21 protein-coding genes, 1 tRNA gene, 1 other RNA gene and 1 riboswitch are annotated in these 22,709 nt (G+C 51.6%); of the genes, 7 read left to right on the top strand and 16 right to left on the bottom strand.

What is annotated here, in order from left to right; genetic code table 11:
* Window positions 1-391: 391 nt before the first annotated feature.
* From rpsI to MON37_RS01370, 6 genes are all read right to left on the bottom strand, one after another.
* Complete coding sequence (rpsI, locus tag MON37_RS01395; RefSeq protein WP_003744048.1) at window positions 392-784, bottom strand: 30S ribosomal protein S9; 393 nt, start codon at window positions 782-784, stop codon at window positions 392-394.
* Window positions 785-793: 9 nt separating this feature from the next.
* A complete protein-coding gene (rplM, locus tag MON37_RS01390) occupies window positions 794-1,225 on the bottom strand; it encodes a 50S ribosomal protein L13 (RefSeq protein ID WP_039408863.1) in 432 nt (143 codons plus the stop codon).
* Window positions 1,226-1,485: 260 nt separating this feature from the next.
* Window positions 1,486-1,665, bottom strand: a non-coding RNA gene (gene ssrS / locus MON37_RS01385) — 6S RNA.
* A 7-nt stretch (window positions 1,666-1,672) separates the two neighbouring features.
* Window positions 1,673-1,975, bottom strand: a complete 303-nt coding sequence (locus tag MON37_RS01380) for a cell division protein ZapA (protein ID WP_003744050.1) — start codon at window positions 1,973-1,975, stop codon at window positions 1,673-1,675.
* Between the two features lie 9 nt (window positions 1,976-1,984).
* Window positions 1,985-2,308 (bottom strand): hypothetical protein, encoded by a 324-nt coding sequence (locus MON37_RS01375; protein WP_039408866.1) that lies wholly within the window; start codon window positions 2,306-2,308, stop codon window positions 1,985-1,987.
* A gap of 141 nt (window positions 2,309-2,449) precedes the next feature.
* Window positions 2,450-3,439, bottom strand: coding sequence for an NAD(P)H-dependent glycerol-3-phosphate dehydrogenase (locus MON37_RS01370; RefSeq protein ID WP_039408869.1), 990 nt, complete (start codon window positions 3,437-3,439; stop codon window positions 2,450-2,452).
* A 328-nt stretch (window positions 3,440-3,767) separates the two neighbouring features.
* On the opposite strand from MON37_RS01370, the gene MON37_RS01365 reads away from it, so the two are divergent.
* Window positions 3,768-4,952: a cytochrome-c peroxidase gene (locus MON37_RS01365; RefSeq protein WP_039408872.1), complete on the top strand. Its 1,185-nt coding sequence runs from the start codon at window positions 3,768-3,770 to the stop codon at window positions 4,950-4,952.
* Between the two features lie 213 nt (window positions 4,953-5,165).
* Window positions 5,166-5,265, top strand: a riboswitch (TPP riboswitch).
* 92 nt (window positions 5,266-5,357) lie between these two features.
* Complete coding sequence (thiC, locus tag MON37_RS01360; protein WP_039408875.1) at window positions 5,358-7,259, top strand: phosphomethylpyrimidine synthase ThiC; 1,902 nt, start codon at window positions 5,358-5,360, stop codon at window positions 7,257-7,259.
* Window positions 7,260-7,317: 58 nt separating this feature from the next.
* Here thiC and MON37_RS01355 read toward each other — a convergent pair whose 3' ends face one another.
* From MON37_RS01355 to rplU, 3 genes are all read right to left on the bottom strand, one after another.
* Complete coding sequence (locus MON37_RS01355; protein WP_242883531.1) at window positions 7,318-8,283, bottom strand: IS30 family transposase; 966 nt, start codon at window positions 8,281-8,283, stop codon at window positions 7,318-7,320.
* A 430-nt stretch (window positions 8,284-8,713) separates the two neighbouring features.
* The gene (gene rpmA / locus MON37_RS01350) at window positions 8,714-8,986 is read right to left on the bottom strand and encodes a 50S ribosomal protein L27 (protein ID WP_002212328.1); all 273 of its coding nucleotides are present in this window, start codon (window positions 8,984-8,986) and stop codon (window positions 8,714-8,716) included.
* Window positions 8,987-9,011: 25 nt separating this feature from the next.
* Window positions 9,012-9,320, bottom strand: coding sequence for a 50S ribosomal protein L21 (gene rplU / locus MON37_RS01345; RefSeq protein WP_156122147.1), 309 nt, complete (start codon window positions 9,318-9,320; stop codon window positions 9,012-9,014).
* Between the two features lie 262 nt (window positions 9,321-9,582).
* On the opposite strand from rplU, the gene MON37_RS01340 reads away from it, so the two are divergent.
* The 4 genes from MON37_RS01340 to ubiM all read left to right on the top strand — a co-directional run bounded on the left by MON37_RS01340 (window position 9,583) and on the right by ubiM (window position 12,491).
* The gene (locus MON37_RS01340) at window positions 9,583-10,557 is read left to right on the top strand and encodes a polyprenyl synthetase family protein (protein ID WP_039409236.1); all 975 of its coding nucleotides are present in this window, start codon (window positions 9,583-9,585) and stop codon (window positions 10,555-10,557) included.
* A 5-nt stretch (window positions 10,558-10,562) separates the two neighbouring features.
* Window positions 10,563-11,009, top strand: a complete 447-nt coding sequence (locus tag MON37_RS01335) for a DUF441 domain-containing protein (protein WP_019271144.1) — start codon at window positions 10,563-10,565, stop codon at window positions 11,007-11,009.
* Window positions 11,010-11,013: 4 nt separating this feature from the next.
* Window positions 11,014-11,088, top strand: a tRNA-Arg gene (locus MON37_RS01330).
* 218 nt (window positions 11,089-11,306) lie between these two features.
* Window positions 11,307-12,491 carry a 5-demethoxyubiquinol-8 5-hydroxylase UbiM gene (ubiM, locus tag MON37_RS01325; RefSeq protein ID WP_039409233.1) on the top strand — a complete coding sequence of 395 codons (1,185 nt, stop codon included), beginning with the start codon at window positions 11,307-11,309 and terminating at the stop codon, window positions 12,489-12,491.
* 142 nt (window positions 12,492-12,633) lie between these two features.
* On the opposite strand, the gene rpmG is transcribed toward ubiM, so the two are convergent.
* From rpmG to MON37_RS01300, 5 genes are all read right to left on the bottom strand, one after another.
* Complete coding sequence (gene rpmG / locus MON37_RS01320; protein ID WP_003684373.1) at window positions 12,634-12,789, bottom strand: 50S ribosomal protein L33; 156 nt, start codon at window positions 12,787-12,789, stop codon at window positions 12,634-12,636.
* 28 nt (window positions 12,790-12,817) lie between these two features.
* Window positions 12,818-13,051 carry a 50S ribosomal protein L28 gene (gene rpmB / locus MON37_RS01315; protein ID WP_002216391.1) on the bottom strand — a complete coding sequence of 78 codons (234 nt, stop codon included), beginning with the start codon at window positions 13,049-13,051 and terminating at the stop codon, window positions 12,818-12,820.
* Window positions 13,052-13,328: 277 nt separating this feature from the next.
* Complete coding sequence (locus MON37_RS01310; protein WP_039409174.1) at window positions 13,329-14,858, bottom strand: DHA2 family efflux MFS transporter permease subunit; 1,530 nt, start codon at window positions 14,856-14,858, stop codon at window positions 13,329-13,331.
* A gap of 190 nt (window positions 14,859-15,048) precedes the next feature.
* Window positions 15,049-16,179 carry an HlyD/EmrA/EmrK family protein gene (locus MON37_RS01305; RefSeq protein WP_029609817.1) on the bottom strand — a complete coding sequence of 377 codons (1,131 nt, stop codon included), beginning with the start codon at window positions 16,177-16,179 and terminating at the stop codon, window positions 15,049-15,051.
* A gap of 740 nt (window positions 16,180-16,919) precedes the next feature.
* Window positions 16,920-18,131: an acetate kinase gene (locus MON37_RS01300; RefSeq protein WP_039409170.1), complete on the bottom strand. Its 1,212-nt coding sequence runs from the start codon at window positions 18,129-18,131 to the stop codon at window positions 16,920-16,922.
* 91 nt (window positions 18,132-18,222) lie between these two features.
* Between MON37_RS01300 and MON37_RS01295 the strand changes: the two genes are divergently transcribed.
* The gene (locus tag MON37_RS01295) at window positions 18,223-18,423 is read left to right on the top strand and encodes a hypothetical protein (protein WP_242883734.1); all 201 of its coding nucleotides are present in this window, start codon (window positions 18,223-18,225) and stop codon (window positions 18,421-18,423) included.
* An 18-nt stretch (window positions 18,424-18,441) separates the two neighbouring features.
* Here the strand turns inward: MON37_RS01295 and prpF are convergent, their stop codons facing one another.
* Together prpF and acnD are read right to left on the bottom strand one after the other, a co-directional pair.
* Window positions 18,442-19,611: a 2-methylaconitate cis-trans isomerase PrpF gene (gene prpF / locus MON37_RS01290; protein ID WP_039409164.1), complete on the bottom strand. Its 1,170-nt coding sequence runs from the start codon at window positions 19,609-19,611 to the stop codon at window positions 18,442-18,444.
* 406 nt (window positions 19,612-20,017) lie between these two features.
* Window positions 20,018-22,627, bottom strand: coding sequence for a Fe/S-dependent 2-methylisocitrate dehydratase AcnD (gene acnD / locus MON37_RS01285; RefSeq protein WP_039409161.1), 2,610 nt, complete (start codon window positions 22,625-22,627; stop codon window positions 20,018-20,020).
* Window positions 22,628-22,709: the final 82 nt, after the last annotated feature.

Raw genomic sequence — 22,709 nt, 5'->3', positions numbered from 1 at the left:
CCAAAAGGGATAAAAGAGCGGTGTGTGTCAGCACTTTGCATTATACAAGCATTAGTATTAAATGCTGTTAAGAAGTGAAATTTTTTGAATAAATTGCTCAGAATATAAGATAAGCGTTAGTTTATTTGGATAAACGGTACATTTTCTATTATTCATATTAGTTAATTTACAACACTTCATTAAATGTAGCTTCATGAAATTAAAATTCACAGCAGCATCCCAAACATTCCTATTACATACCTGCATCTTAAAAACAGGCATCTCCTACTTATTGAAATCCATTTTTTGGAGAGGGTTTCATTATTCTTTTAATAGTTTCAATACTTAGATGTCACGAGCTTCACACAAAAAAGCCCTGCATTGCAGGGCTTTTTGAGATTCCAAAAACGAATTAACGTTTGGAGAATTGTTTTGCGCGGCGTGCTTTGCGCAGACCCGGTTTTTTACGTTCAACTTCACGGGCATCGCGAGTCACGAAACCGGCTTGAGACAAGGCAGGTTTCAGCGCAGCGTCGAAGTCGATCAGGGCGCGGGTAATGCCGTGGCGGATAGCGCCGGATTGACCGGTTTCACCGCCGCCGATAACGTTGACTTTGATGTCGAACGCTTCAGCGTTTTCAGTCAGAACCAAAGGTTGGCGAACAACCATGCGGCTGGTTTCGCGGGCGAAGAATTCGTCAACGGGACGACCGTTTACGATGATTTGGCCGGTACCTTTAGTCAGGAATACACGAGCCACTGAACTTTTGCGGCGGCCTGTGCCGTAGTAGTATTTACCGTTCATGTCGTGTCCTTATTTCAATTCCAAAACTTTGGGTTGTTGTGCGGCATGGGTGTGTTCTGCACCAGCGTACACTTTCAGTTTTTTGATCATGGCGTAACCCAATGGGCCTTTAGGCAACATGCCTTTTACGGCTTGTTCCAAAGCGCGACCCGGGAATTGCTCTTGCATTTCACGGAAAGTACGCTCGTAGATACCGCCGGGGAAGCCGGAGTGACGGAAGTATTTTTTGTCTTCGAATTTGGCACCGGTTACACGCAGTTTGTCCGCGTTGATGACGATGATGTAGTCGCCGGTGTCAACGTGGGGGGTGTATTCAGGTTTGTGCTTGCCACGCAGACGGTGTGCGACTTCGGCTGCAACGCGACCCAAGACTTTGTCTTGGGCGTCGATAACGAACCATTCGCGCTTCACCTCGTGGGGTTTCGCTGAAAAGGTTTTCATAGTGGAAATCCAGATAGATATAGAAAGTTGTGAATTTTAAAGATGGGATTGGCTTTTGTCAATCGGATTGGGGTCGTCTGAAAGTGTTTTTTCTATGATGGCGTTTTTATGCATTGGGAAATGTTGTTTTTAGGTTGGAAAACATTGCTGTTGATTCAAAATATCGGGATATGTTTTTTGATTTTAAGTTTGGTTTTTCAGACGACGTCGAAGCCGATGATAAATGAAAGCCATGCCGCAATCGGGCATGGCTTGATATGGGAATCCCCGCGAGAGCCGTTTTGGCTGAATCCGCTTGAACCTTGTTGACAAGGCGGTCACCTCGGGCAGTTTCGGGTGCATCTAAGGATAGACGCTCGCGCCCACTGCAACTCCCGGCAACCTTAAGCGAACTTATTGGTTCAAAGGAATATATGCCTTCGCGGACACCGCAGGGAAAAAGAAAAATCAGTTTTGTTCCAACCGCGCCAAAGCTTTTTGGCAAGCGTTGTTCATGTCGGTTATTTTACGCTCAAATTCACCTATTGCCAAATCGTCTTTGAGTGTGATTTTAAGGAGGTCGTGGACGACGTTGAGCGCGGTCATAATGGCGATTTTATCGCTGCCGACAATGCGTCCGCTCTCTTTGATGGCGGCACTTTTTTTGTTGAGCATATCAACGGCTTGGAGCAGGGTATCTTTTTCTTCACTCGGCGTGTTGATGGTGAAATTGACATTCATGATGTCGAGGCTGACTTGTTCGATACTCATGGCGTGTCCTTATGATTGCGTTTCTTGCGGCAGGCGGGAAATGAGCCGGCGGATTTTTTCTGCAGTCTGCTCCAATGCGCTGCGGTATTGTTCTTTTTCGGCGGCAAGGTTGTCGATTTTGCCTTGTAGGTCTTCTTTGAGTTTGCCGACTTGTACGAGCAGCGCTTCGCTCAATTCGTCAACGGCGGCTTCGTGTTCGCGCTTTTGTTGCTCATGCTCGAGCTTGAGGCGGTCGATTTCTTCGTTAAGGCGGCGGTTTTCACCAACAAGGGTTTCAAATTTTTGGGCCAGCTGGTAAACGCTGACTTCCAATGTGTCGAGTGATTGATTCATGTATAGGCTTCCGTATTGCCGCATGGTGGCAGGCGGTCAGGATATTAGGATGATGATGCAGGGATGTCAATCGCTGCCGAATGTTGAGGTCGTCTGAAACTTTTTGGCTTGATGTTTTCAGACGACCTTTGCCGTTTGGTCTTATTCAAAGCGCGCGCTGCGCTCCATGAGCCTTTCTGCCACTTGCTGCGGGGTCATTTCCTTGCGGATGAGTTGCAGCAGGGTTTGGGTAATGGGCATATCGATTTGGTATTTCACAGCGGTATTAAACACTTCTTCGATGGTGCTGACACCCTCGGAAACATGGCCGATTTCCACCAACACTTGATGCAGTTCTTTTCCTTCTGCCAAACCCAAACCGACACGGCGGTTGCGCGAAAGCGCGCCGGTACAGGTCAGGATAAGGTCGCCGATGCCGGCAAGCCCCATCATGGTTTTGGGCTGCGCACCCATAGCCATGGCAAGACGGGTAATTTCGGCGAGACCGCGCGTCACCAGCGCCGCACGCGCATTGAGCCCGTATTCGAGACCATCGGAAAGGCCGGTAGCGATTGCCATAACGTTTTTGACGGCACCGCCGACAGCCACACCGATCACGTCCGTGCTGCCGTAAAGGCGCATTACGTTGGTGTTGAGTTGCGGTACCAATTCCTCAATCCATTCCTGATTTTCTGAAGCAACAACCACGGCGCAAGGCAGTTGTTTGGCGAGTTCTTGGGCAAAGCTCGGACCTGACAGCACGCCGATTTTTTTGTTCTCAGGCAATACTTCTTTCAATACTTGGAAGGTCAACAGCCCTGTGTCTTGTTCAAAGCCTTTGCAGGCAGCAAGGACGGGAATATGGTCGGCATTGTGTTGTTTGAGGAGTTCTGCGCTGCTTCTCAAACCTGCGACAGAAGTTACGACAAGAATGAGCCCGCTGTCTTTGAGCGCATCACCCAAATCGGCATAAACGGTTAAGGATTCAGGGAAAGGGAAACCGGGCAGGCCGCGTTTGTTTTCACGTTCTGCCTGCAATGTACGGACTTGTTCGGGATTGCGTGTCCAAAGGGCGACTTCGTTGCCGTGGCTGGCAAAGTGCAGGGCAAGGGCTGTACCCCAAGAACCTGCGCCGATGACGGTAATTTTCATTGTGTGTCTTCCAACGGTAAATTGTCGTTTAATTTAAACCAATCGGCTTGGCAGTGCAAGCGATAGAGGTCTATTCAACATGAAAACCGCATGAAAATACAGAAGCTATCGCATATATTGCTTATCTCTATTGAAAATCCAATATTGATTTACCGCAAAGGGCAAACCACGCCCGCTGTTTATACTTCGCGGACAAAAAAAGCCGGACATATCAAACGGGCGCAAACAAAGCGGAATGCCATTCCCTATTTTCGCCCGCCATTCATCACGGCAATCAACGGAAACGGTGCTTACTCATAATAATATCCACTACAAAAAGGAACACGCCATGAACCACCGCAACACCCGACTGCTCCTGTCGCTTGCTGTTTTATCCGCATTAGCCGCCTGTGGCGGACAGGAAAGCAAGGAACAAAAACCTGCTTCCGCACCGACCGAGGCCTCTGCCGTTCAGACGACCCCTGACGCTGCTTCAACTGCCTCAGCAGCGTCCCAAGCAGCCGTTGATAGCAATGCCTCTCCTGAAGACCAAGAGCTGCTCAAACGCGCGCAAGGCATCTTCAAACCGCTGCCGAGTGCCGAAGAAATGCAGAAACTGCGCCCGTTTACCGAAGAACAGGTCAAACTCGGCCATCAATTATGGTATGAGCCGCGCCTCTCCAAAGGCAACACCGTAAGCTGCAACTCCTGCCACAACCTTGCCACCGCAGGCGTGGACAACCTGCCGACCAGCCAAGGCCATAAAGGACAGTTCGGCGGACGCAACTCCCCGACCGCTTTAAACGCCGCCCTGCTCGGTATGCAGTTCTGGGACGGACGCGCGGCTGACGTTGAAGAACAAGCCGGTGGACCGTTGGTGAACCCTGTGGAAATGGCAAACGACTCGCAAGAAGCAGCCGCTGCCAAAATTGCCAAAATCCCCGAATATCAAGAACTGTTTAAAACCGCCTTCCCCGAAGACGGCGCAGTTTCCTTCAAAAATATCACCACCGCACTGGGCGCATTCGAACGCACCCTGTTGACGCCGACCAAATGGGACGACTACCTCAAAGGCAATGTCAACGCCCTGAACGAACAAGAGCGCAAAGGCGTGCGCGCCTTTATGGACAACGGCTGTATCGCCTGCCACAGCGGCGTCAACCTTGGCGGCGCAACCTTCCAAAAATTCGGTTTGGTTGAAGGCCCGTACTGGAAATTCATCGAAGATCCGAAACACGACAAAGGCCGTGCCGACGTAACCAAAAAAGCCGAAGACGAATTCTTCTTCCGCGTCCCAGGCTTGCGTAACGTCGCAAAAACTTATCCATATTTCCACAACGGCAGCGTTTGGGAATTGGACAAAGCCGTTACCATCATGGGTAAAGCGCAACTGGGCAAAGACTTATCTAAAGAAGACACCGACAACATCGTTGCCTTCCTGAAAACCCTGTCCGGCAATGTTTCCGACTCCGCCCGCACCATGCCCGAACTGCCTTTATCAGCACCAATGGAATCCCATCCGAACAATAAATAAGCCGTAGATTTAGGGTAACGGAACCCGTTATCCTAAATTTGTGCATACCAAACGTCGTCTGAAAAAGTTGTCCTGCTTTTCAGACGAAGTTTCGATTTATGGAAATGCAATATAGCTATCCCCTCGATATTCAAGCCATTCATTCCTTAAAATACCGATGTCAGCCCTGTTAAGATTTCCAATAAACCCCAATCGTGGTTTATAATCCTTCCTTGTACGAAACAGGGGTGCTGCCTGATGTTCTGGCGGCTGAGAAATACCCTTTACACCCGATCGGGATAATACCTGCGTGGGGAGTTTTCACGGATTCTGTCTTTCAGACGGCTTTTTTTGATATTGAGGCCGTCTGAAAAAGCAAAACGCTCCTGTTTCTTCTTTTCAAACGAGAAAACAGGAGCATTTTTTATGACTACGCCAAAGAAAACCGCCAAAACTTCCGGCAACGAAGCACGCGAGCTTGCCGACTTGAGCGAAGACATCGGCATCCGCTTCAAATATCCGAACTCGGAGCGCGTGTATCTGCAAGGCAGCCGCGACGACATCCGCGTGCCTTTGCGCGAAATCCGTCAGGACGACACATACACGGCGCAAGGCACGGAAGCCAACCCGCCGATTCCCGTCTATGACACCAGCGGCGTGTACGGCGATCCGGCGGCGCACATCGACCTGAAACAAGGCCTGCCGCACGTCCGCACCGCATGGCTGGACGAACGCGGCGATACCGAAATCCTGCCCACACTCTCCAGCGAATACGGCATCGAACGCGCGCACGCCCCGCAAACCGCCCATCTGCGCTTCAACCAAATCACCCGCCCGCGCCGCGCGAAAAGCGGCAGCAACGTAACCCAGCTTCACTATGCGCGCCGCGGCATCATCACGCCCGAAATGGAGTTTGCCGCCATACGCGAACGCATGAAGCTGGACGAACTTTTCAGACGACCCGAATACGCCAAGCTCTTGAAACAGCACGCAGGGCAAAGTTTCGGCGCGAACATCCCGACCCACCCCGACCAAATCACGCCCGAATTCGTGCGCCAAGAAATCGCCGCCGGACGTGCGATTATCCCCGCCAACATCAACCACCCCGAACTCGAACCGATGATTATCGGCCGCAACTTCCGCGTCAAAATCAACGGCAACTTGGGCAACTCCGCCGTAACCTCCAGCCTGACCGAAGAAGTCGAAAAAATGGTGTGGTCGCTGCGTTGGGGCGCGGACACGATTATGGATTTGTCCACCGGCGCGCATATCCACGAGACGCGCGAATGGATTATCCGCAACGCGCCCGTCCCCATCGGTACGGTGCCCATCTATCAGGCTTTGGAAAAAACCGGCGGCATTGCCGAAGATTTGACTTGGGATTTGTTCCGCGACACCTTAATCGAACAGGCGGAACAAGGCGTGGACTATTTCACCATACACGCAGGCGTGTTGCTGCGCTATGTGCCGATGACCGCCAACCGCCTCACCGGCATCGTATCGCGCGGCGGCTCCATCATGGCGAAATGGTGCCTCGCCCACCATCGGGAAAACTTCCTCTACACGCATTTCGACGAAATCTGCGAAATCATGAAAGCCTACGACGTGTCGTTCAGCCTCGGCGACGGCCTGCGCCCCGGCTGCATTGCCGATGCCAACGACGAATCCCAATTTGCCGAGCTGCACACCTTGGGCGAATTGACCGCCAAAGCGTGGGAACACGACGTACAAGTCATGATCGAAGGCCCCGGCCATGTGCCGTTGCAACGCGTCAAAGAAAACATGACCGAAGAGTTGCAACACTGCTTTGAAGCACCTTTCTACACACTCGGCCCGCTCGTTACCGACATCGCCCCCGGCTACGACCACATCACCTCGGGCATAGGCGCGACCAATATCGGCTGGTACGGCACAGCCATGCTCTGCTACGTTACCCCGAAAGAGCATCTCGGCCTGCCCGACAAAGAAGACGTGCGCACCGGTATCATCACCTACAAACTCGCCGCCCACGCCGCCGACCTCGCCAAAGGCTGGCCGGGCGCACAGTTGCGCGACAACGCCCTGAGCAAAGCGCGTTTCGAATTCCGCTGGCGCGACCAATTCCGCCTCAGCCTCGACCCCGAACGCGCCGAGAGCTTCCACGACGAAACCCTGCCCGCCGAAGGCGCGAAAATCGCCCACTTCTGCTCAATGTGCGGCCCCAAATTCTGCTCGATGAAAATCACGCAGGAAGTGCGCGATTACGCCGACAAGCAAAAAGCCCAGCGGCAGGGCATGGAGGAAAAAGCGGTTGAGTTTGTGAAGAAAGGGGCTGAGATTTACAGTTGATAAAAAGGTCGTCTGAAAAGTTTTCAGACGACCTTGGATTCGGATTTCAAGTGCAACACTAGGGTACCAGTGGTTGGAACAGATTTAAGAATAAAACACTTGGCGTTTCGTAGCCAAGTGTTTTTCTCGGCCGGTGGTTCAACTCATCTTGAACCCTGCGTATCTCCCGATCGCTGATGTTTCGGAAATCGGTTTGTTTGGGGAAATATTGCCGGATGAGTCCATTGGTGTTCTCATTCAGCCCTTTCTCCCAAGAATGGTAAGGGCGGCAAAAATAGGTTTTCGCCTTCAATGCTTTGGCTATTTTGGTGTGTTGGTAGAACTCTTTGCCGTTATCCATGGTGATGGTGTGGACTCTGGCTTTATATGCCTTTAATACCCTAATGGCCGCCCGGGCAGTGTCTTCGGCTTTTAAGTTCTTTAATTTGCAGATGATGGTGTAGCGGGTAACGCGTTCGACCAAGGTCAATAACGCGCTTTTCTGATTTTTGCCGACGATGGTGTCGGCCTCCCAATCGCCGATGCGGGTTTTCTGGTCGACGATAGCAGGTCGGTTCTCTATGCCGACGCGGTTGGGCACTTTGCCTCTGGTCCATGTGCTGCCGTAGCGTTTGCGGTAGGGTTTGCTGCATATTCTGAGATGTTGCCACAAAGTGCCGCCGTTGCTTTTGTCTTGGCGAAGGTAGCGGTAAACGGTGCTGTGATGGAGTGTGATCCCGTGGTGTTTATGCAGGTAGGCACATACTTGTTCGGGACTGAGTTTGCGGCGGATAAGGGTGTCGATGTGTTGAACCAGCTGCGAATCGAGCTTATAGGGTTTTCGCCGGTGCTGTTTGGTCAGCCGGCTTTGCTTCTGTGCTTTTTCGGCGCTGTATTGCTGTCCTTGGATGCAGTGCCGCTTGATTTCTCGGCTGATGGTGCTTTTGTGGCGGTTGAGCTGTTTGGCGATTTCGGCGATGGTGCAGTGGCGGGACAGGTATTGGATATGGTATCGTTCGTCTTGGGTCAATTGTGTGTAGCTCATGGCAATCTTTCTTGCAGGAAAGGCCGTATGCTACCGCATACTGGCCTTTTTCTGTTATGGAAAGTTGCACTTCAAATGCGAATCCGCCGACCTTTTGGTTTTATTGGAAACCTGAAATTTTGGGTATATAAACCGATCTGCTTCATTTTTGACGGAGCACCTATCCTCCGCAGCTATTCTCAGACAGGCAGGAATTCATCAAAATTCCAAGAAACAGGTATTTGAAAAAGGTTTCCGGAATTCAAAAGCAAATTCTCGCCACAATTTGTCCTCATGCAGAAAGAGACTGAATGACGACTTATGACAGATGTCGTATCAAAAAACAAATGGCCCGGCTAATGCCGACCTGTAAAACCACTCAACCTGACACAAACAAAAAAGCCGTATTCCCTAAGAAATACGGCTTTCTCAATATCACGATAAACTCGGATTATTCTTCAGAACCGGTGTAAGGACGGATGCTGACCGTTTTACGGTTCAGCGCGCCTTTGGTTTTGAATTCAACATAACCGTCAACTTTGGCGAACAAAGTATGGTCTTTGCCCATGCCTACGTTGTCGCCGGCGTGGAATTTGGTACCGCGTTGGCGGACGATGATGGAACCTGCCGGAATCAGCTCGTTGCCGTAGGCTTTTACGCCCAAGCGTTTGGCTTCTGAATCGCGACCGTTGCGGGTGCTACCGCCTGCTTTTTTACTTGCCATTTGTAATACTCCTAAGTTTCAAAAATTAGGCGATTGCCACGATTTCGATTTGGGTGAAATTTTGGCGATGGCCTTGGCGTTTTTGGTAGTGTTTACGGCGGCGCATTTTGAAAATGCGTACTTTCTCGCTGCGACCATGGGCTACTACTTTAGCTGTTACTTTTGCGCCTTCGATAAAAGGAGCGCCAACTTTTACAGATTCGCCGTCAGCAATCATCAAAACTTCGGTCAGTTCGATTTGGCTGTCGAGTTCGGCTGGTATCTGTTCTACTTTCAATTTTTCGCCAACGGCAACTTTATATTGTTTGCCGCCGGTTTTTACGACCGCGTACATACTCAACTCCATGAGAATTATGGTTAATATCCCGCACACCATTGTGCGAAACGTGGCATTCTATTGCTATTTGCCTGTTTTGTCAAAGTTTATTTCGTTTGTGGGGTCAGGGTCGTCTGAAAGATGTGTCAAACGGGCTTTGCTGCTATAATCGCGCGTTGGATTGCCGATATTTTTTATGCGGCAATATTATTTCCGCCTTATACCCAACCCATTTATTTATACGGCAAGCCTGCTTCATTTTGCCGACTGAGAATGTGTTATGCTCGAAAACCTGCCTTATTTCCAACGCCATCTGCCTGAAGACCTTTCACGAGTCAATGAGGTGATCAACCAAGCGGTTCAGTCTGATGTTGCGCTGATTTCGCAAATCGGTACTTATATTATTAGTGCCGGCGGTAAGCGTCTGCGTCCGATTATGACGATTTTGGCAGGTAAGTCGGTCGGCTATGATGGAGATAAGCTGTATGCTTTGGCGGCAATGGTGGAATTTATCCACACTTCGACCTTATTGCATGACGATGTTGTCGATGAAAGCGATTTGCGCCGCGGACGCGAAACGGCGAATAATCTGTTCGGCAACGCGGCGGCGGTGTTGGTCGGCGACTTTTTATATACGCGCGCTTTCCAATTGATGGTTGATTCCGGCAGTATGCGCATTTTGGAAGTCATGGCGGATGCAACCAATATTATTGCTGAAGGCGAGGTCATGCAGCTGATGAACATCGGCAATACCGATATTACTGAAGCGCAATATGTTCAAGTGATTCAATATAAAACGGCCAAATTGTTTGAAGCGGCCGCGCAGGTTGGCGCGATTTTGGGCAATGCCGCCCCCGAGCATGAGCAGGCGTTGAAAGACTACGGCATGTATGTCGGTACAGCGTTCCAAATTATTGATGATGTTTTGGATTATTCGGGCGAAACCGAAGAAATCGGTAAAAACGTCGGCGACGATTTGGCAGAAGGCAAACCGACTCTGCCGCTGATTTATCTGATGCGCAACGGTTCGAAACAAGTGGCGGACGATGTGCGCCATGCTTTGGAAAATGCGGACCGTAGCAGTTTCCAAAAAATCCATGATTATGTTGTCCATTCCGATGCGCTGACTTATTCGATTTCCGAAGCACAAAAAGCCGTTGAGCAAGCCGTGGCTTCTTTGGCAGTATTGCCCGACAGCGAAGTCAAGCAGGCGATGATTCAGTTGGCTGAGGAATCATTGGCACGGGTTTCTTAAATCCGATGAATTTCAATTTCGTCCCGATGTTTTTGGTGACACTGATTTTTCTCGGTGTCGTCAGTAACAACAACTCCATTACGATTTCTGCAGCAATTTTGCTTTTAATGCAACAGACTGCTTTGTCGCAATATATTCCTTTCATGGAAAAACACGGCTTGCATTTTGGGATTATTTTGCTGACAATCGGGGTTTTAAGTCCGCTAGTTTCAGGGAAGGTTCAAATTCCGCCGCTGTCGGAGTTTGTCAATTTTAAAATGATTGCCGCCGTATTAATCGGCATCCTTGTCGCCTGGCTGGCAGGACGCGGCGTACCGCTGATGAGCGAACAACCTGTTTTGGTAACAGGTCTTTTGATTGGTACGGTTATCGGTGTGGCGTTTATGGGCGGCATTCCGGTCGGCCCGCTGATTGCCGCGGGATTATTATCGTTTATTGCAGGAAAAGTTTAACACGCTCGCCATAGTTCAACGGATAGAACGTATGCCTCCTAAGCGTAAAATACAGGTTCGATTCCTGTTGGCGAGGCCATCACTGCAAAACATGTCGTATTGAATACCCACCATCTGCAATCCGGCATTACCCAATTCTTGATTTACATTAAGGCCAAAGTAAAATTTCCTCTAGTCATTTACATCCTTCTTTTTTCTCCATCTATTTTGCTATAATCACACCCAGTTCTTTTTTTCAGACGACCTTACTCCAAGATCCCCTGAAACCTCCATTCCATTAAATAAAAAGGATGCCTTATGAGCTTACACAGCGATATTCTCGTCGTAGGTGCGGGACCGGCAGGACTCAGCTTTGCAGCCGAACTGGCCGGAAGCGGTTTAAAAGTTACCCTGATTGAAAAAAGCCCCCTGGAGGTTTTGCAAAATCCGCCTTACGACGGCAGGGAAATCGCGCTAACCCACCTGTCCCGCGAAATTATGCAACGCTTGGGCATGTGGGATTTGATTCCGAAAGACGATATTTACCCCTTACGCGATGCAAAAGTCTTGAACGGGCAGTCCGATTACCAACTCCACTTCCCGCAACCGACCCAAGCGCGCGGTGAACCTGCCGACTGCTTAGGTTATCTGATTTCAAACCACAATATCCGCAAAGCCGCTTATGAAGTCGTATCCAAACTGGAAAACGTTACCATTCTGACCGGTACGGGCGTCAAAGAAGTCAAAACTTCCGAAGATGAAGCCCAAGTCATCTTGGAAAACGGCGAAGTTTTGAGCGGCCGCCTACTCTTGGCAGCAGACAGTCGCTTTTCCCAAACCCGCCGACAACTGGGCATTTCCTCCGATATGCACGATTACAGTCGCACCATGTTTGTCTGCCGCATGAAGCATACCCTGTCCAACCAGCATACCGCTTACGAATGCTTCCACTACGGCCGCACCATCGCCCTGCTGCCCTTGGAAGAACATCTGACCAACACAGTCATTACCGTCGATAGCGACAAGGCAGACACCATCAAAAAAATGTCTCCCGAAGAATTGGCAGCCAGCGTCAAAGAGCAACTCAAAGGCCGTTTGGGCGACATGGAATTGGTCAGCACCATTCACAACTACCCCTTGGTCGGCATGATTGCCCAACGCTTCTATGGCAAACGCAGCGCCTTAATCGGCGACGCCGCCGTAGGTATGCACCCTGTTACCGCACACGGTTTCAACTTAGGTCTATCCAGCGCGGACCTCTTGGCAAAACTGGTTCTCGAAGCAGAACAACGCGGTCAAGACATCGGCGCCACCAGCCTGCTGGAAAAATACAGCACCAAGCATATGCTCCATGCCCAGCCGATTTACCACGGCACCAATATGCTGCTCAAACTCTTTACCAATGAAACCGCGCCTGCCAAAATCCTGCGCGGCTTGGTATTGCGCGCCAGCAACAACTTCCCGCCGCTGAAAAAACTGATTACCAAACAACTGACCGGCTAATCCGTTTAAACACATCAAAAGGTCGTCTGAAATGCTTTTCAGACGACCTTTTATATATTTTCCACAGCAACTTTGAACATATAAGGTTCCAAATAAAAAAGCCCCTGTCCGACAGAGGCTTTTCCATTTTCCAGAAACCGGATTATTTCAATTTGGTTTCTTTGTAAATAACATGTTTACGGGCAACCGGATCAAATTTTTTGATTTCCAATTTGCCGGGCATAGTGCGTTTGTTTTTGGTAGTGGTGTAGAAATGACCAGTACCAGCACTGGATTCCAGTTTGATTTTATCGCGCATTGCAGTAATCCTTAATTAACGGTTTAAATTAAGCTTCGCCGCGAGCACGCAAATCAGCCAATACGACATCAATGCCTACTTTGTCGATGGTACGCAATGCAGCGTTAGAAACGCGCAGGCGAACCCAGCGGTTTTCACTTTCAACCCAAAAACGACGTGATTGCAAGTTAGGCAAAAAACGACGTTTGGTTTTGTTGTTGGCGTGTGATACGTTGTTGCCAGACATCGGGCGCTTACCGGTCACTTTGCAAACTCGTGCCATGGTTAGTCTCCAAACTTCTAAAATAGTAAAACGCGATTTATACCATAAAAAACAGCGTTAGTTCAAGCATTTTGACAAAAAACCGACCGCCTGTCGGGATAAATCTTCCAAATGTTGTTTTCGCGAAACGCTTTGACCGCGAAACGAATGAGGCGAAATTATAGCGGATTTCCAAAGCTTCTGCATATGAAAAGGTCGTCTGAAACTGTCGTTACCGTTTTAAGACGACCTTTTCTCCTCGAATTAGCGATTCCAGTTCCTTCCGCAGCAACACTCATCAATGCCCTCCTCCGCCTCCGTCGTGATGGAAAGGCGGCTTCGCCAGCCAAATAATGGGAATCATGATAATGAACAAGATACTGCCCGCCAAAAATATCTCATTCGAGCCAACGATAAAACCCTGTTGGGTAATGGTACTGTTTATCAGACCGACTGCCTGCCCTCCGTTCAAACCCGCTTCCGCCATCTGACGGACTGCTTCGGCGGTATCCGGAGAATACGGCGTGATATGTTCAGTCAGTTGCGTATGATGTAAAGCCTCCCTCCGCTCCCACATGGTACTGACGACAGACACACCGACACCACCCATAAAGACACGCAGAAAATTCGACAAACTGCTTGCCGATGCGATTTGCGGACCTTTCATGTGCGACAGAGTAATGGTAGTCAGCGGCAGGAAGAACATGGCCACACCCAAACCCTGCCAAAACTGCGGCCAGACAACGTTGCTCATGTCCATTCCCGCATAAAAATCTGTCCGCCAATGAAAAGTAAAGGCAAACATCAAAAAACTACCGGTAACCAACAGGCGCATATCGATTTTATTGCCGAACCGCCCTATCAAAGGAGAGAGGAAAATCGGCAGAAATCCGATAGGCGCAGCCGCCAATCCCGCCCATGTGGCGGTATAACCGAGGTTGGACTGCAACACCAGCGGCAAAAGCGTCAACGTGCCCATATACACCATAAACCCGAGCGAAGTCGTCAAGACGCCGATGGTAAAGTTGCGGTTTTTAAACAAAGACAAATCGACAATCGGATATTTTTCACCTAATTCCCAAACAATGAAATAAGTCAGACATACCGTTGCAACGACTGCCAATACGATAATTTCACCCGATGCGAACCAATCGAGCTCTTTCCCCCTGTCCAACATCATTTGCAACGAGCCGATACCGACGATCATCAAAATCAGCCCCGTGTAATCAATAGGCGTTTTAACCGTATCGGTTTCACGGTCGCGCAGTTGCTGCCAGGCAATTACCGCAGACAAAATACCGATGGGGATATTGATGAAAAATATCCACCCCCAATGCCAGTTGTCCGAAATCCAGCCACCGAAAATCGGCCCTAAAACAGGGGCGACCACGACTGTCATCGCCCAAAGTGCCAATGCCAAAGTCCGCTTCTCCGGCGGGTAAGATGCCATCAGGAGGCTTTGGGACAAAGGAATCAGCGGTCCTGCGACAAAACCCTGCAAAATACGGAAGAACACCAAGGTTTGCAAATTCGGTGAAATACCGCACAGCCAAGATGTAATCACGAAGCCGATGACCGATCCGACAAACAGCCGCACTTCACCCACCCGCTTCGCAAGAAACCCTGTCAGCGGTACGGAAATGGCATTTGCCACGGCAAATGATGTAATCACCCACGTTCCCTGAGTCGTTGCCGCACCCAAATCACCGGCAATAACGGGGACGGCAACATTGGCAATCGTCGTATCCAATACTTCCATAAAGACGGCAAGGCTCAGCGACAATGTAACCAAGACCAACCTGATGCCTGTCAACGGCGGATAATTCATCAAAATCTTCCTTCACTGCCGACATTGCCACTCCCGCTTTTAACCTAGGCGGGGTTTGCCGTATCGACTTTCTCTTGAAACAGAATGAGCAAGTCCCTCATCCTGATCGCACTACTTATTTCACTAATTTTTTGCCGGATATGAACGTTTCAGACGACCTGTCGGGATACCGAAGGTCGTCTGAAACAGGTTATTTGGCGTATTTTTCAAAAATCTTATCGATTAATGCATTAGCCGCCGCCCAATCTACGCTGTCCGTTTCCGGGGCTGCCGAATTTTTCACGGCGGCCGCCGTCATCGGCTTGCCCGAACCCGCTTCGGCAATATCGACTTTGACTGTCATAGAAAGACCGACGCGCAAGGGGTTTGCTTTCAATTCGTTAGGATCCAGGCTGATTCTGACCGGTACACGCTGAACGACTTTAATCCAGTTGCCCGTTGCGTTTTGCGGCGGCAAAAGTGAAAACGCGCTGCCCGTACCTGCGGACAAGCCCATGACTTTACCGTGGTAAACCACTTTTTTGCCGTACAAATCGGCAGTCATTTCCACAGGCTGTCCGATTTTCATTTTTCGTAATTGCGATTCTTTAAAATTGGCATCCACCCACAAATCCGTCAGGGGAACAACTGCCATCAATGCCGCGCCTTGCGAAATTCTTTGTCCGACTTGGACATTGCGTTTGGCAATCTGCCCGCCCATAGGCGCGCGGATTTGTGTACGCTGCAAATTCAGCCAGGCATCTTTAATCTTGCTCACTGCTGTTTGAACGGCAGGTTGCTCACGCACTGGAATATTGTTACCCAACGCAGCCTGAGCCGAAGCCTCTTCCGCTTCCACTGCTTTCAATGCTGCTTGCGCCTGAACGACCGCCGCCCGGGCATGACTCAACTCCTCACCGGAAATGGCATCCGTACCGGACAGGGCCTCCCGGCGCCGCAAATCTGCCTGAGCGCGTGCCAAATCGGCTTTACGCAGCAACACTTGCGCTTTCGCCTGAGAATTGACTGCCGTCTGCTGCTTGTTTTGACGGATTGCCTGAATCAGCTCGTTTTGCGCCCTGTCATACGCCAGCTGAAAATCACTGTCGTCCAGAGTAACCAAAACATCGCCTTTTTTCACAACATCCGTGTCGTCAAACATGACTTTGCGCACTGTCCCGCCGACTTGCGGCGTAATCTGAACCAAATATCCCGCAACATATGCGTCTTCAGTTGTTTCTTCGTGCTGCCAAAACAAAACATAAGCAAAAGCAACGCCAATAGCCGCCAAAACAAATAGCAGCGTAACCACTGCCATATTCCGCTTGCGCCTGTTCGGCATTTTGACCGGTTTGCCCGATGTGCTGGGAGTTTGCCCGCCGTTTGCTGACTTTGTTTCCATGATTTAATTTACCCGAGTATTAAACTAATAGGCTTTCTACAAAACTAACATCCGAATCTTGGATAAATCCGTAGCCGCTCCGATTTACCTTGATTTCAAAAACAAGATCAATCTAAGGATTCGCAAAAAACCTAATATCGAATATTATTTTATGTTTATTAAATAATAATATCTTATTGATTTAATTTAAACGTCAAATAAGATATAGGGAAACGGGCATTCTATATCCGCACCATTACTCAATCAAGTAACTATTTTAAATGAAATATGACAAACCATCCCTTTAATAATTTATTGTCATTTTTCTTTACTCAATATAATGATTATTTAGAGAATAATTTGCAGGCATTCTAATCCCATACGGAATGTAAAACATATCTGAATTACGTTTCATTGTTGCTTACTTACCTCTTTTAATTTCTTATGAAACTATTTCAATATTTCAAATTAACATAATAAACATTTATTCCTAAAATTTAACTTTTTCCTGAGTCGGGAAAGTATCTGTTTCATAATCTTGCTTTTAAGCTGAAAAACATCCCCTACCCTCTTAGCTCTCTTCCAAATAACAAAGAAAAGTATAAGATCGTTTTTCCAAACAAAGAGGTCGTCTGAAACCTATCTTTCAGACGACCTCTTTTCTATTTCATTGTTATTTCAAAAACGTGCTGCCTCAGCCCCTAGCCTGCTTCTTGTAAGAAGCCTGCCAGTGCAGCGGTGTCGAGTGCGATCATCAGTTCTTCGTTGGTCGGCACGACCAAAACGGCGGGGTTGGAACCTGTCGGGCTAATGATGCCTGAGTTACCGTAGCGTTTTTCCATATTGGCTTTGGTGTCGATGTGCAGACCCAAATAGTCGAGGTAGGCGACGGTTTTGGCGCGGATGTTGCGGGAGTTTTCGCCGATGCCGCCGGTGAAGACGAGGGCGTCTATGCCGCCGCAGGCGACCGACATCGAGGCGATGTATTTGGCGAGGCGGTAGGTCATGACTTCGAGTGCGAGGCGTGCGCCTTCGTGGCCTTCGTCGGCGGCGATTTCGAGGGTACGGCAGTCGTTGGAGAGTTCGGAGATGCCGAGCAATCCTGATTTTTTGTTCAACATTTCATCGACTTGCTCGATGTTCATGCCGGCGTGGGCGGTCAGGTAGCTGTACACGCCGGGGTCGATGTCGCCGCAACGGGTGCCCATGACGAGGCCTTCGATGGGGGTGAAGCCCATGCTGGTATCGACGGATTTGCCGTTTCGGATGGCGGTGATGGACGCGCCGTTGCCGAGGTGGGCGACGATCATGCGCAAATCTTCCAGCGGTTTGCCCAGAATCCGCGCGGCTTCGGGGGCGACGTAGCGCATACTGGTGCCGTGGAAGCCGTAGCGGCGGAAGGCGTATTTTTTGCGCAATTCGCGCGGCACGGCGTAGGTGTAGGCGCGTTCGGGCATGGTTTGGTGGAACGAGGTGTCCATCACGCCGACGTTGGGCACGCCGGGGAAGTGTTCCTGCGCGGCGAGGATGCCGCTGATGTTGGCGGGGTTGTGCAGCGGGGCGAGCGGGATGCAGGCTTTCAGTTCGTCGAGGACGTCTTGGTCGATGAGGACGGACTCGTGATATTTTTCGCCGCCGTGGGCGATGCGGTGGCCGATGGCTTTGATGCGGTCGTGCAGGCCGTGTTTTTCCAGTTCGTTCAACAGCATACCCACCGCGCCGGCGTGGCAGTTGCGGCCGGTCAGGGGAACTTGGCGTTTGTTGCCGTCTTTGTTGAAGGTGATGACGGCTTCGGGCGTGGTCAGGCGTTCGCCGAGGCAGCTTAGGACGACGCTGCCGCTTTTGCGGTCGATAACGGCACCTTTGAGCGAGGAACTGCCGCAGTTCAGGACGAGGATGAGTTGGTCGGACATGATGTTTCTCCTTGTAGTTTGTGGTTGTTTTTTTGGTGGGGTCGTCTGAAAAAGGATGGGCGTTGGGCGGGGTGTGTTTCAGACGGCCTCTTTGGGCAAAGCTTATGCCGCATTTTCTATCGTCATTCCCGCGCAGGCGGAAATCCATATTTGCTCACAAGCAAGCTCTGATAAAAATCAGGAAACAGAATATCGACTGTGGATTCCCGCCTGCGCGGGAATGACGGCGGTTAGGCCATTCGGCTTTATTGCAATCCTTTATCAAATGTCGTCTGAAACAGTGGACAGTTGATGTCCGTCCTACATGATTTTAAAAACAATCATCGGGAACGCGCACCCGCCCTTCCATAATCACACGCGCGCTGCGACTCATGACGGCTTTTTTCACCGCCCAGATGCCGTCCGAACACTCTGCCGCCGCGCCGACGCGCAATGTGCCGGAAGGATGGCCGAAGCGCACTTCGTTGCGCGTTCCGCCACCTGCGGCGAGATTGACCAGCGTGCCGGGCACGGCGGCGGCGGCGGCGATGGCGACCGAGGCGGTGCCCATCATGGCGTGGTGCAGTTTGCCCATGCTCAGGGCGCGTACCAGCAAATCGATGTCGGCGGCGTTTACGGTTTTGCCGCTGGAGGCGGTGTAATCGGCGGCGGGCGCGACGAAGGCGACTTTCGGCGTGTGCGCGCGGGCGGCGGCTTCGGATACGTCGTTAATCAAGCCCATTTTCAGCGCACCGTAAGCGCGGATTTTTTCGAATTTTTCCAGCGCGGCGGCATCGTTGTTGATGTCGTCCTGCAACTCTTTGCCTGTGTAGCCCAAGTCGGCGGCGTTCAGGAAAACGGTCGGAATGCCCGCGTTGATGAGCGTGGCTTTCAGACGACCTATGCCCGGAACGTCCAGCTCGTCCACCAGGTTGCCGGTCGGGAACATACTGCCTTCGCCGTCGGCGGGGTCGAGGAATTCGATTTGCACTTCGGCGGCGGGAAAGGTAACGCCGTCCAGCTCGAAATCACCCGTTTCCAAGACTTCGCCGTTTTGCATCGGAACATGGGCGATGATGGTTTTGCCGATGTTTTTCTGCCAGATTTTCACCGTGCAAATGCCGTCTGAAGGGATTTTGGCTTTATCGACCAAGCCCTGTTCGATGGCGAACGCACCCACGGCGGCGGTGAGGTTGCCGCAGTTGCCGCTCCAATCGACGAAAGGCTTGTTGATGGAAACTTGTCCGAAAAGGTAATCGACATCGTGGCCGGCGCGTTCGGACTTGTCCAAAATCACCGCCTTGCTGGTCGACGAGCTGGCGTTACCCAAACCGTCTATCTGCTTGCCGTAGGGGTCGGGGCTGCCGAGTACGCGCAACAGGATTTTGTCGCGCGCGCTGCCCGCTTCCCGCGCCGCCTCGGGCAGGTCGGATCGTTTGAAAAACACGCCTTTTGATGTACCGCCGCGGTAGTAAACGGCGGGGATTTTGATTTGCGGCATTTTTGGATTCTCCTTATGTAGCGTGGGCTCTGCCCACGATTTTTACCGTGTCAATTTAGCCTTTATCTCGTGGGCAAAGCCCACGCTACACCCACTTTCCAAAAATACATTAGGCTGCCACTCCGACAAAGCCGTCTGCTTCCGCAAAATGTCGGGGTTCGCCCCAATCTATGGCTGCTGTGTTGTGATACGGCAGATTATTAAACCCCGTCATTCCCGCGTAGGCGGGAATCCAGACTTATCCGCACAGAAACTCATCGGATAAAAAGGTTTCCTCAATTCCACTTTCTGGATTCCCGCCTGCGCGGGAATGACGATTTACAGTAGATGCCTGCCATATCGGGAATTACGTGAATGAGCAAAATGTTGAACCCGACCCACGCTACGTCTGCTTTTCAGACGACCTCTACGCCGCGTTCCCTTCCAAAAAATCCTGTGCAAACCGTTGCAGCACGCCGCCGGCTTCGTACACCAGCACTTCCTCGGCGGTATCGAGGCGGCAGGTAACAGGGACTTCGACGGTTTCGCCGTTTTTGCGGTGGATGACGAGGGTCAGGTCGCCGCGCGGTTTGCGTTCGCCGACCACGTCGTAGGTTTCCGTGCCGTCGAGTTGCAGGGTGTGGCGGTTGGTGCCGGGTTTGAATTGCAGCGGCAAGACGCCCATGCCGATGAGGTTGGTGCGGTGGATGCGCTCGAAGCCTTCGGCGGCGATGGCTTCCACGCCCGCCAGCCGCACGCCTTTCGCCGCCCAGTCGCGGCTGGAGCCTTGTCCGTAGTCCGCGCCGGCGATGATGATGAGCGGCTGTTTGCGGTTCATATAGGTTTCGATGGCTTCCCACATGCGCATGGTTTCGCCTTCGGGTTCGACGCGGGCGAGCGAGCCTTGGCGCACGCTACCGTCTTCGTTTTTCACCATTTCGTTAAACAATTTGGGATTGGCGAAGGTGGCGCGTTGGGCGGTGAGGTGGTCGCCGCGGTGGGTGGCGTAGGAATTGAAGTCTTCTTCGGGCAAACCCATTTTCGCCAGATATTCGCCTGCCGCACTCGCCGCCAGAATCGCGTTGGAAGGCGAAATGTGGTCGGTGGTGATGTTGTCGGGCAGAATTGCCAAGGGGCGCATTCCCGTCAGGCTGCGTTCGCCCGCCAGCGCACCTTCCCAATAGGGCGGACGGCGGATGTAGGTGGACATCGGACGCCAGTCGTACAGCGGACTCGGGGCTTTCTGCGCTTTGCCGGTGTCGAACATCGGTACATACACGTCGCGGAACTGCTGCGGTTTCACATATTCGGCAACGACGGCATCGATTTCTTCGTCGGTCGGCCAAATGTCTTTCAGGCGGATTTCCTTGCCGTCGTCTGAAACGCCGAGTACGTCGTTTTCAATATCGAAACGGATGCTGCCTGCGACGGCGTATGCCACCACCAGCGGGGGCGAAGCGAGGAAAGCCTGTTTCGCATACGGGTGGATGCGGCCGTCGAAGTTGCGGTTGCCCGACAGTACGGCGGTGGCGTACAAATCGCGGTCTATGATTTCCTGCTGGATTTTCGGGTCGAGCGCGCCGCTCATGCCGTTGCAGGTAGTGCAGGCGAAGGCGACGATGCCGAAGCCGAGTTTTTCCATTTCGGGCAGCAGGCCTGCTTCTTTCAAATAGATTTCCGCCACTTTCGAGCCGGGGGCGAACGAAGTTTTAACCCACGGTTTGCGTTTCAGCCCGAAGCGGTTGGCGTTGCGCGCCAAGAGCGCGGCGGCAACGACGTTGCGCGGATTGGAAGTGTTGGTGCAACTGGTAATCGCAGCGATAATAACCGCGCCGTCGGGCATGAGGCCGTCTGAAGGCTCTTCGTAAGGCTTCGCCAGCCCTTTCGCCGCCAAATCGACGGTGGCAAAACGCGCGTGCGGGTTGCTCGGGCCTGCCATATTGCGCGTTACGCTGCTCAAATCAAACTTCAACACGCGCGGATAAACGGCGGTTTTCAGGTCGTCCGCCCACAGCCCGGCGGTTTTGGCGTAGGTTTCCACCAATCTCACCTGCGCGTCGTCGCGTCCGGTCAATTTCAAATAATCGATGGTTTGCTCGTCGATGGCGAACATGGCGGCAGTCGCGCCAAACTCCGGCGTCATGTTGGAAATGGTCGCGCGGTCGCCGATGGACAGGCTTCTCGCGCCCTCGCCGAAAAATTCGACAAACGCCCCGACCACGCGCTCTTTGCGCAGAAACTCGGTCAGCGCCAACACAATATCCGTCGCCGTAATGCCCGCCTGCCGTTTGCCCGTCAGCTCCACGCCGACAATATCGGGCAGGCGCATCATGGACGCGCGCCCCAGCATCACGGTTTCCGCCTCCAAACCGCCCACGCCCACGGAAATCACGCCCAGCGCGTCAACATGCGGCGTGTGCGAGTCCGTGCCGACGCAGGTATCGGGGAACGCCACGCCGTTTTTGACTTGGACGACGGGCGACATTTTTTCCAGATTGATTTGGTGCATGATGCCGTTGCCCGCCGGAATCACGTCCACATTTTCAAAAGCGGTTTTCGTCCAGTTGATAAAGTGGAAACGGTCTTCGTTGCGGCGGTCTTCGATTTCGCGGTTTTTGCGGAACGCATCGGGGTCGTAGCCGCCGCATTCCACCGCCAGCGAGTGGTCGACGATAAGCTGCGTCTGCACCACCGGATTCACTTTGGCAGGATCGCCGCCCTTCTCTGCAATCGCATCGCGCAAACCCGCCAAATCCACCAGCGCGGTCTGCCCCAGAATATCGTGGCACACCACCCGCGCGGGATACCACGGAAAATCGATTTCCTGCTTGCCTTCTATCAACTGGCCCAGCCAGCTTTGCAGCGTCGGCAAATCGACTTTGTCCGCGCGGTTGACCAAGTTCTCCGCCAAAATACGGCTCGTGTAAGGCAGCTTGTCGTAAGAGCCGGCTTGAATGTCCTCACACGCCGCACGCGCGTCGTAGTATTCCAAATCCGTACCGGGCAGCGGTTTGCGGTAACGTTGGTTGGCAGCCATGTTCAGTTCTCCTGTGGATCTATTTTTCTTGTGGTTTGGGGTTTCAGACGACGTTTTTGAAGGGGTCGTCTGAAACTTTAAT

Source organism: Morococcus cerebrosus, from assembly GCF_022749515.1.
Taxonomy (GTDB): Bacteria; Pseudomonadota; Gammaproteobacteria; order Burkholderiales; family Neisseriaceae; genus Neisseria; species Neisseria cerebrosa.
This window is presented reverse-complemented; position numbering and strand designations above follow the sequence as displayed.